Source organism: Succinimonas sp., from assembly GCF_045225735.1.
Taxonomy (GTDB): domain Bacteria; phylum Pseudomonadota; class Gammaproteobacteria; order Enterobacterales; family Succinivibrionaceae; genus Succinimonas.
In genome coordinates, this window is sequence record NZ_JBGVBR010000242.1 from 1 (window position 1) to 9050 (window position 9050).

At 53.7% G+C, this 9050-nt stretch carries 10 protein-coding genes; 7 read left to right on the forward strand and 3 right to left on the reverse strand.

Going from position 1 to position 9050, the window contains the following annotated elements; translation table 11 throughout:
* Nucleotides 1–521: hypothetical protein (locus tag ACJROR_RS08335; protein ID WP_406546727.1), on the reverse strand; the 521-nt coding region annotated here is incomplete at its 3' end.
* Between the two features lie 632 nt (nt 522–1153).
* Between ACJROR_RS08335 and ACJROR_RS08340 the strand changes: the two genes are divergently transcribed.
* The 3 genes from ACJROR_RS08340 (at nt 1154) to ACJROR_RS08350 (ending at nt 3609) form a co-directional block, all read left to right on the forward strand.
* Nucleotides 1154–2347 carry a class I SAM-dependent rRNA methyltransferase gene (locus ACJROR_RS08340; protein ID WP_406546728.1) on the forward strand — a complete coding sequence of 398 codons (1194 nt, stop codon included), beginning with the start codon at nt 1154–1156 and terminating at the stop codon, nt 2345–2347.
* A 105-nt stretch (nt 2348–2452) separates the two neighbouring features.
* Entirely contained in the window at nt 2453–3109 is a 657-nt protein-coding gene (locus ACJROR_RS08345) for an MBL fold metallo-hydrolase (protein ID WP_406546729.1), read from the forward strand.
* A 107-nt stretch (nt 3110–3216) separates the two neighbouring features.
* On the forward strand, nt 3217–3609 hold the full coding sequence (locus ACJROR_RS08350; RefSeq protein ID WP_406546730.1) for a hypothetical protein: 393 nt from the start codon (nt 3217–3219) through the stop codon (nt 3607–3609).
* A gap of 100 nt (nt 3610–3709) precedes the next feature.
* On the opposite strand, the gene ACJROR_RS08355 is transcribed toward ACJROR_RS08350, so the two are convergent.
* Nucleotides 3710–4006, reverse strand: a complete 297-nt coding sequence (locus tag ACJROR_RS08355; RefSeq protein WP_406546731.1) for a YcgL domain-containing protein — start codon at nt 4004–4006, stop codon at nt 3710–3712.
* Nucleotides 4007–4347: 341 nt separating this feature from the next.
* Here ACJROR_RS08355 and minC point away from each other — a divergent pair, with 341 nt between their 5' ends.
* The 3 genes from minC to minE are packed head-to-tail and all read left to right on the forward strand — an operon-like array spanning nt 4348 to nt 6497.
* Nucleotides 4348–5157, forward strand: a complete 810-nt coding sequence (minC, locus tag ACJROR_RS08360) for a septum site-determining protein MinC (RefSeq protein WP_406546732.1) — start codon at nt 4348–4350, stop codon at nt 5155–5157.
* Nucleotides 5158–5195: 38 nt separating this feature from the next.
* Nucleotides 5196–6119, forward strand: a complete 924-nt coding sequence (gene minD, locus ACJROR_RS08365) for a septum site-determining protein MinD (protein WP_406040253.1) — start codon at nt 5196–5198, stop codon at nt 6117–6119.
* Nucleotides 6120–6140: 21 nt separating this feature from the next.
* The gene (gene minE, locus ACJROR_RS08370) at nt 6141–6497 is read left to right on the forward strand and encodes a cell division topological specificity factor MinE (RefSeq protein ID WP_406546733.1); all 357 of its coding nucleotides are present in this window, start codon (nt 6141–6143) and stop codon (nt 6495–6497) included.
* A 130-nt stretch (nt 6498–6627) separates the two neighbouring features.
* Here the strand turns inward: minE and ACJROR_RS08375 are convergent, their stop codons facing one another.
* On the reverse strand, nt 6628–8328 hold the full coding sequence (locus tag ACJROR_RS08375; protein WP_406546734.1) for a hypothetical protein: 1701 nt from the start codon (nt 8326–8328) through the stop codon (nt 6628–6630).
* 412 nt (nt 8329–8740) lie between these two features.
* Between ACJROR_RS08375 and ACJROR_RS08380 the strand changes: the two genes are divergently transcribed.
* Nucleotides 8741–9050: hypothetical protein (locus ACJROR_RS08380; protein ID WP_406546735.1), on the forward strand; the 310-nt coding region annotated here is incomplete at its 3' end.

Genomic DNA, 9050 nt, shown 5'->3' on the forward strand with positions numbered 1-9050 from the left:
TCCTTCAGGGCCACGCACGAAAGACCTATGAAGAGCGCATTAAGAGCCGCAAGCTGCCACTTCCCTGCCGCATTCATCCCGCCGGGGACGTTCTCGGAAATACCGGCAGGCGCTGCCCCGACGTCCGGGCCGGCATCGTAGGCGGAATCATCCTGAGAAGCAGCGGTATCAGCCGGGGAGACGTCATCCTCTGAAGCAGGGGAGGCGTCATCCTCGGAAATGATGCTTTCGCGATCGCTCCAGTCGGTGCCGCCGTTTTCAGAAGCAATGGCCTTCCCGCCAAATATGCGGAACATCCGGAAAAAGGCGCCGATGGTTCCTTCCCTCCGGCTGAAAATCCAAACTGCCAAAGAAAGCAGCGCGACGCTTATGACAACCAGCCACCCGAAACCGATGCCTGCATAGGAATGCAGGATCCAGAGAGCGAGGAGAGCATCCAGCGTTACCATCACCGCGCGATTCAGGAAGATGCTCCGAAAGATGATCCGGATGGTGTCAAGGATGATGGTCAGGATATTCATAATAAAGTCCTCTGTTGAGTTAATTCCGCTTCTGTTGTCAGTAAATCTTCCGGGGCCGCCCTTCTGAGGCAATCACCCCGGCGCGTTAGCAAGTTAAGTTTGCCACAGGCAAAAAACTGCAATTGTTACGGTCCTGGCTGAAAATTTCTGTTTCTGCCCGGTTTTCCGGCGCTGCCCGTAATTCCGCTTCTCAGAGAATTCCGGGTACCGCGGGGAAACCTTAAACTCATCTTAAAACAGCTGATTCCGCGTTCCGGAAAATAAAAGTGCAGAAAAAAAACAGCAAAAGAGCTGATGGAAATACCGGCGGTCAGCGGGTTCAGCCGTGGTATGAGGCGGGGGCAGAGCAAAGGGAGCGGAAGCTGCCGAAAGCCGTATTTTGCCCGGGGGCTGAGCGTTACCCTGATAAGGGGACTTCCTTTTTGGAAGCAAACCTTTCATTCATTACGGCGTTTTTGATATTATGGAGAAGAAAGAGAGCGCTTCCGCCGGCGGGGTTTTAAAGTAAGTTTTGTCCCCGGCTCCGGAAGAGCGGCTCTCAGAGATTTTACCGGCGCCGGCCGTTACCCCAGAAGCTCCCGGGATGATGAGCCTCATCCGGCGCCAAAAGCGTTATCAGGACACCAAGCTATATGTCAGGCATTATGATTCTCCATCCGGGAAGAGAAAAATCATTATTAAGAAAGCATCCCTGGATCTTCTCCAAGGGCGTTTCCGAAGTCCGGGATCCTCCGGAAAACGGCGGAGATATTACGGTAAAGGACAGCTCCGGGAATTATCTCGCCACGGCGGCTTATTCTCCTAATTCCCAGATCCGGGGCCGGGTCTGGAGCTTTGATCCGGCGGAAAAAATTGATGCCGCGTTTTTTGAGAAAAGGATCCGCCAGGCCTGGGAAAACAGACAGGATCTCATTTCCCGCACCGCGGTCAGCGCCGTCAGAGTCATCGATGCCGAATCCGATTTCCTCCCGGGACTCATTATTGACCGCTACAATCAGGTGCTGGTGGTCAAGGTTCTCTCCGCCGGCGCCGAATATCACCTCAGGGACATTACCGCCGCTCTGGAAAAGGTGTTTCCGGAGGATGTGATTTACGAGAGATCCGATGAAGCCGTCCGAAAAAAGGAAGGTCTTGCCGAGAGAAAGGGAATGCTTAAGGGCGAGCTCCCGAAAATGCCTCTCGCCATTTCCGAAAACGCCGGCATGAAGATCCTGACGGATCTGGAAAACGGCCACAAAACCGGCTTCTATCTGGATCAAAGGGACAACAGAGCCGCTCTGGAAAAATACTGCCGCGGCAAGGATGTCTTAAACTGCTTCTCCTACACCGGCGGCTTCTCTCTCTATGCTCTCCGGGGCCGGGCGAAATCGGTAATCAATGTGGATGTTTCCGGGCCGGCTCTGGACATTGCCCGGGAAAATGTGGTTATCAACCATCTGGATCCCGGCCGCTGCCGCTTTGTTAAGGCCGATGTTTTTGCATACCTGAGAAAAGCCCGGGGCGAAAAGAAGAAATTTGACGTCATCGTGCTGGATCCCCCCAAGTTCGCTGAAAGCCAGCCCCAGCTTCAGAAGGCCTGCCGGGGCTACAAGGATATCAACATGCTGGCAGCCTCCCTGCTGAATCCCGGCGGCATTCTCATGACCTTCTCCTGCTCCGGACACATGACGCCGGATCTTTTTCAGAAGGTGGTGGCAGACGCCCTTCTGGATGCGGGCCGGGAGGGCCAGATAATCGAATATCTCACCCAGGCCGGCGACCATCCCGTGGCCCTGCCCTTCCCGGAGGGACTGTACCTTAAGGGACTGGTAATAAAGGTAAACTAAGACTGAGACCCCGGCCGCCGTGCCCCGCCGGCCGCCCGGTCTCTATTTAACGATAATTCCGGAACCGGAGGCTCCTCCGGCTTCCGAATCTGACGGAGGATTCAGATGATTAAGTATCTCACCTACGGCGTATCGCCCTTTCAGCAAAACTGCCGCATTGTATTCTGCCCTGATAACCGGAACGCCGTAATTGCGGATCCCGGGGACTCGGCCCGGGAGCTGGCTCTGGAAGCGGAAAAGCTGAAATTAAACCCGGTGGCCATTCTTCTTACCCACGGACATCAGGATCATGCCGGAGCGGCGCAGGATCTGGCCCGCCTTCTCAATATCAAAATCATCGGCCCGGAACACGGTGATGCCTTTCTTCTGGAGGGCATGAGCTATCAGGGACAGATGCTGGGTCTCCCGCCTGTTGATAACTTCGCTCCCGACATATGGGTAACCGATGGCCAGGAGCTGGATCTTCAGCTGAACGAGCCCGTAAAGGTTATCCACACCCCGGGACACACTCCCGGCGGCGTCTGCTACTATTTTGAAAAGAGCGGTCTTCTGCTGTCGGGGGACACCCTGTTTGCCGGATCCGTGGGCCGCACGGATTTCCCCCGGGGGAATGCCCGGGATCTGGTGCAAAGCATTACCGAAAAGCTCTTCCTCCTGCCGGACAGCGTCAAGGTGCTTTCCGGACACGGCCCGGAAACCACCATCGGTAATGAAAAGAAGCACAATCCCAGTCTCGCCTATATGATGCATCTTGCGAAGTAACGCCTCTCAGGAATACTGCTTCAGGTAACCGGCAATCCCGCAGCCGTCTGTTCGGAAAAGCGGGATTTAACCTTTAAGGGCGTTTTAAAGAAACGCAAAGGAATGCCATGCGCAAATACACCCCGCCTCCCAATGTTTATGAGCTTCTCAAAACCTTTTCTCTCGAGGAAAAGGAAGAACTGCTGAAGTACCTGCAGAAGTCCGTGGAGGAGGAGAAATACGGCCCCCATAAGTATTACCTGGAAACAGAATGGGAAAGAATCAAGGGGAATCTGTACCTGCTTTCGTTTGAGCCCTATATCGATGACCAGACTGAACTTCTGGATGTCTGGGACAGCTGTGAATTCCTGGCCAAGGATCCCCGAACCAAAACCGTGCCAAAGGAGATTCGCCGCAGGATTCTAATGGAACTTAATCAAGTCTGGGACAGCTACGATTACGGTCTGGACGAGCCTATGGGCATGCTTGAAAAAGCCCTGATGTTCAGCGACGAAGAGTAAACCTGCCAGCGGATCTGCTGTTTCAGAAAAAGCCGGCCGTGCCGCCGGTGCCTGAAAAGAACGCTTTGAACTTTCTCCTCCCGCAAAACATAGGAATGCCTTACAGCTTCGGATTATCCGCTCCCGCTTTCCCGGTGAGCTCCTCAAGGAGGTTTTCGGATTCATTGCTGTCCACCCGGAGAAACCACCCTCTTTCTGAAAGGGCCTTTAAGACCTCTGCGGCGGACACCCGCTCCAGACGGCGTTCCGGAGTCAAATCAAAGGAGAAGCTGTATTCCAGCTTCCGGATGCTCTTTTTGATTTCCTTCGGGATCCTGTCCAGGGCATCTTTGCTTTCAAGGTAAAGGTATACCGGATGAAGCTCCCGGGTAAAGCCCCGGTAAATCAGACATTCCATAACATGCTCCGTTAACAAATGAATCAATGCCGGCTTCGGGGATGCCAGGATAATACCCGCCCTGTCCGAATCCGGTCTCTTTCAGTCAGCCGGGGTTTAATTTAAGACCTTTCGGAAAAGATTACAACAGGCATGTTCCCGGGCGCGCAATTACGCCTGCAAGAGCTCCGGCAATGCCGGGTTTTTCGGATTTCCGCCTCCGGGAAGCCCGCGGGATTTTCACAATCGCGCCGGTCATTTCAAAAAAATGTTTTCGGCCGCAAAACTGCCAAACTGCAATTTGATCTGATGTCGGATCATAGGCTATAATTCACGCGTTTTATGCATTCCTGGGAGGCCGGATGGCAATTACATTCAAAAACGGCAGTTTTAAAGGAACCGCGCTGTGTCTGGACACCGCCGACAAGGAGGCGATTCTGGCATTTTTGCAGGAAAAGGCCAAATATGAAAACATTGCCCTCTGGATTAAAACAAACCCTCTGGTGCTTGACCTGGGGCAGGTGTCCGGAGAGGATCCCGATCTGGCCGAAGACCTTCTGAAAACCGTCGAAGACAGCGGCTTCAAATGCACCGGGGTCATGGAAACAGGAAACAAGGATACTGATGAAGCTCTGCGCCGCCGGGGACATGTGATTGTTCCGGCGTTTAAAACTCCGCAGGAAATCCAGCTGGAGGAGCAGGCCAAAAAACAGGCCCGGAACAGTCAGAGCGATGCTGACCGTGCCGGACAGAATACAAATACAAAAAACACGGATGAACAAAAGACAGGATCTGACGATGGCTCCGAGGATGTCAGAAAGGATGCTGAGAGCGGCAGGGGACAGCCCTGCACCATCACCGGCAATGTCAGAAGCGGCAGACAGGTTTATATCAAAAACAACAGTCTCACCGTTATCGGCAATGTAGGTTACGGCGCGGATGTCTCCGCCGACAGCAGCATCTTCATTTTCGGAGCCATGCGTGGCAGGCTGATGGCGGGAAGAAACGGCGATAAAAGCGCCGTGGTCTTCTGCACCAACTTCCAGCCGCAGCTGGTTTCCATTGCCGGGGTGTTCTGCACTATGGATGACATTCCCGAAAAGTATATCGGACGGCCGGTTCTGGTGCGTCTCAACGGGGAAGGCTTCAGTTTCGAGGAACAGAGCCTCTAGCTTCTGTTTCTGATTTTTTAAGAGGGATTTTGCGCTAAATGGCAGAAAATAACACAATTACCGAGGAAAAGCAGACTGAGGCATCAGTCGCAACAGCCCTTCAGGAAGACAAGGCTCCCAAGGAGGATTACAGCGCGGGCTTCAATGCCAGAATTATCGTGGTGACCTCCGGCAAGGGCGGCGTGGGCAAAACCACCTCCAGCGCCGCAATAAGCTCCGGTCTGGCGCTTGAGGGCCATAAAACCTGCGTTATCGATTTTGACGTCGGTCTCCGCAATCTGGATCTGGTTATGGGCTGCGAAAGACGAGTAGTCTATGATCTGGTCAACGTGATCCGGAAGGAAGCCACTCTGAATCAGGCTCTCATCAAGGACAAGAACTGCGACAGACTCTTTATTCTGCCGGCCTCCCAGACCCGCGACAAGGACGCTCTCTTCAAGGAAGGCGTAGCCCGGGTGCTTCATGAGCTGGATGACATGGGCTTTGAATACATTGTCTGCGATTCCCCTGCCGGCATTGAAACCGGAGCTCTGATGGCTCTCTACTTTGCCGATGTGGCAGTGGTCACCACTAATCCGGAAATCTCTTCCGTGCGCGATTCCGACCGCATTATCGGCATCCTTGACTCCAAGAGCCGCCGCGCCGAATACAATCTGGATCCCATTAAGCCGTACCTGCTCCTCACCAGATACTCTCCGGAAAGAGTGGAGAAGGAAGAAATGCTGAGCAAGGATGACGTAGTGGATCTTCTGAACATTCAGCTTCTCGGAGTCATTCCGGAATCCCAGTCCGTGCTCAAGGCTTCCAACTCCGGCAAGCCCATTGTTTACGATCAGGAATCAGATGCCGGCCAGGCCTACATGGATACGGTGCATCGCCTGCTGGGACAGCCTGATCTCCCCTTCCGCTTCATCGAACCTCCTAAAAAGGGTTTGTGGAAGAGAATATTCGGCAAAAAGTAATTACACGAAGGGGATAATACCATGTCTTGGCTAACTGACTTTTTTATGAGCAAAAAGAAGGACGATCGCGAGACGGCAAAAAATGCCAAGGATCGTCTTCGCGTGCTGCTTGTTCATGATCGTGAAAACCGCAGCGGTCCCGATTTCCTGCCGCAGCTTAAGCTGGATATTCTGGCCGCTATTAAGAAGTACGTGCAGATCAGCGACGAGCAGGTTCAGGTTAACGTCTCCCAGCAGAACGACACTTCCATGATGGAGGTTTCGGTATCGCTGGATCCGAAGTATGACGGCACCGCTCCCACCGGAGTGCATGAACGCTATTCCACTGACGAGGACATTAACAGCATTAAGCCGATCACCGAAGAGGGACAGGCCTGATGCGTTTAGCTCCGCATCATCGAAGTGATTTAAGCGTCTTAGAGCAGTAATTTAAAAGGCCGGGAAACTTTCCCGGCCTTTTTTGGCTTTGCTCAAGGCAAGAAGCCCCTTCTTTCCGGCTCTGCCCCGCTCAGGATGCCGGAGCCTCGGTCTGCCAGGAAATACCGTGAATTCTGTCCGGTCCTCCGGCCACAGCTGTCAGGAATCTGAGCTCCGAGGTGCTCATGCGTTCCGGTCTTATACAAATCACCCTGCTAACGGCAGGCTTCCGGCGCATGGAAAGCTCAAAGACATGGGCATTGATCATAATGCCGGAATCCTGGATCTCAAACTTTTTGGCCAGCTGCTCCAGAAAAAGCTGCTTTTCAGCATAGACCGCGCCCGCATCGGCTCCCGGGATCCGCACCCGGAAAAGCTGCGGCGATCTCAGAGCCGCGGTCTCCATATTAAGGAGCTCCCGGTAATCCCAGAGCCTGAGCTCCCGCTTTCTGGTGCAGTATTCCCGGATAATCTCCAGAAACAGTCCCGGACTCCAGGGGAGATCCTCCCCCCGGATCACCCGATCCGAAAGGGCGTACTCGCTGGGATCGGCATAGAAGCCCCCGTCCAGGATCTCCTGAATATAGGAGGCCCGGAGAAAGCGGGGATTGAAGCCGGCGGCAACCCGGGGATTGTCGCGGCAGATGTCCGGCAGACACCGGGCCATGAGATCGGCTCCGGCATGAAAGCCTCGCATATAGCAGTCCTGAAACTGATCCGGCTCATCATGAAAGAGGAGACCGAGTCTCCGGCCCACGATTCTGATAAGACTGGCGGGATCCTCGGCGGCATATTTCCGGGAAAGATCCGGATCCGCAGCAATAATGCCGTTCATGCGGGCGGCATCCTCGGGAGAGGAGAACACCAAAAGAGCCGGCCGGGAGTCGTGCTCCTCAAAATCCCGCTTCATGACATCGGAAAGCCGCTTGAAGTGTCCGGCGGCGGATTTGCCGCCGCCCCGCTCCGCGGCAGAAGCGGCCTTGCGGAGCTCCTGAGCCAGGATCTTAAGAATGTCAGGAGAGTCCTTCTTCCGGGAGCTCTTCTTAAGCTCCTCAAAGGAAAGCGTCCTTGTTTCGGCAAACAGTCTCTGGAACTCCCGCTGCTTGAATTCGTCGGCCCAGAGAGACTGCTTTTTCCGGAAGTCATCCGTGTCCTTGCTGAGGTACCAGACCGCGCTGCCCGAAGTATCCCGGGTATTTCTCAGAAAATCATCGGTGTTCAGGAAAAGGGACATGTCGGAGGATTTTCCGAGAGCCCGCTTTTTCAGGAAACGGGTGAACTCTCTCCGGATCTTCCGCATAAGCACGTTAAGGGAAAACGCCGCATAGAGATTCATAAGCTGGATGCCGGGAGAATTCAGCCAGAGGCAGCCCCGGCTGTCTGCTCCCTGAAACCGGAAGTGCGGCCCCAGCACCAGATCAGGTTCCGCGTCCGGTTCCATCTCCAGCATGGCGGAAACCGGATAAACCGGCACCCGATCCACCCAGCGGTCGATATAGCACTCCGCATCAATGTCCAGAAAGAAGCCGGTGTTTTCAATAACCAGCATCACCACCCGGAATACGGGAGTTACCTTAAGAGTGAGGATAAAATCGCGTTTTTTTCTTTTCAGGAGCCGGGCATCAAAGGACGGCAGCATCATATTGAACTGAAAATCCGGGATCTGCTCCAGAAACCTCCGGCGAATGCTTATGCCCAGACAGTTGAACTTTTCTGAAAAGCACACGGAATAGAAAAATTCCTTTATGACACATTCCTGAATACATTCCAGATCTTCAGCCATCGTTTCCATCAGTAAAAAATCCCCTGATACGCCATACTTTAATTATTTTACTCCTTACTCAGTTTTTCCCCGACAACTTTATGGCATTCTTTGCATATTTTCAGAAAATATGCAAAGAACGGGGGTTTTCCGAGGGCGGAAACACCGAAAATGAGCCGCTCCCGGGAGTAAAAACGTGTGAATGGCAGGATAAGCCGGAATTCGGGAACGCCTCCTGGGGAAGCCCGGAATATGCCGGCAAAAACTGTCACGCAAATTCCCGGAAAAAATCTATAATATTGAAAACTGATGCCTGGCGGTTCTCAGGCATTTTAAGAACCCCGCGGCCGGATCCCCTGAATTATTCCCGGCCTGAAAGCTTCATAAGAGCAAGTCTTTTACAGTAACAGTAACAGCAACAGAAAGAAACAGGAATATGGTTATGGACGCCAAAAACCCGGAAAAAACCGTAACTCCCGCCGAATCCGCGGCTTCACTGCCCGAGGCCGAACCTCTCGTTAACGAAAAGCCCCTGTCCGCGGAGACTGTCTCTGTAATTCCCGTAAAGGACACTCCGGAAAAAGCGGCAGCAACAGCCGAAAAACCAGAAGCAGCAAAAACAAAGGATCCGGAGGTGCCGGCGGAAGAGGATACCGCCCTCCCGGAAGCGAAAAAGACGGTGGAAATCCCCGGCTCCCTCCGGGACTGCGCTCCGGAAGGTTCGGAAGGCTCCCCTTTGGAAGAAGAGGCTG

Excerpts from the sequence above, each read along its gene's own strand:
- ACJROR_RS08340 (WP_406546728.1), top strand. The coding sequence starts at position 1,154 with ATGTCAGGCATTATGATTCTCCATCCGGGAAGAGAAAAATCATTATTA.
- ACJROR_RS08375 (WP_406546734.1), bottom strand. The coding sequence starts at position 8,328 with ATGGAAACGATGGCTGAAGATCTGGAATGTATTCAGGAATGTGTCATA.
- ACJROR_RS08350 (WP_406546730.1), top strand. The coding sequence starts at position 3,217 with ATGCGCAAATACACCCCGCCTCCCAATGTTTATGAGCTTCTCAAAACC.
- ACJROR_RS08355 (WP_406546731.1), bottom strand. The coding sequence starts at position 4,006 with ATGGAATGTCTGATTTACCGGGGCTTTACCCGGGAGCTTCATCCGGTA.
- minD (WP_406040253.1), top strand. The coding sequence starts at position 5,196 with ATGGCAGAAAATAACACAATTACCGAGGAAAAGCAGACTGAGGCATCA.
- minC (WP_406546732.1), top strand. The coding sequence starts at position 4,348 with ATGGCAATTACATTCAAAAACGGCAGTTTTAAAGGAACCGCGCTGTGT.
- ACJROR_RS08345 (WP_406546729.1), top strand. The coding sequence starts at position 2,453 with ATGATTAAGTATCTCACCTACGGCGTATCGCCCTTTCAGCAAAACTGC.
- minE (WP_406546733.1), top strand. The coding sequence starts at position 6,141 with ATGTCTTGGCTAACTGACTTTTTTATGAGCAAAAAGAAGGACGATCGC.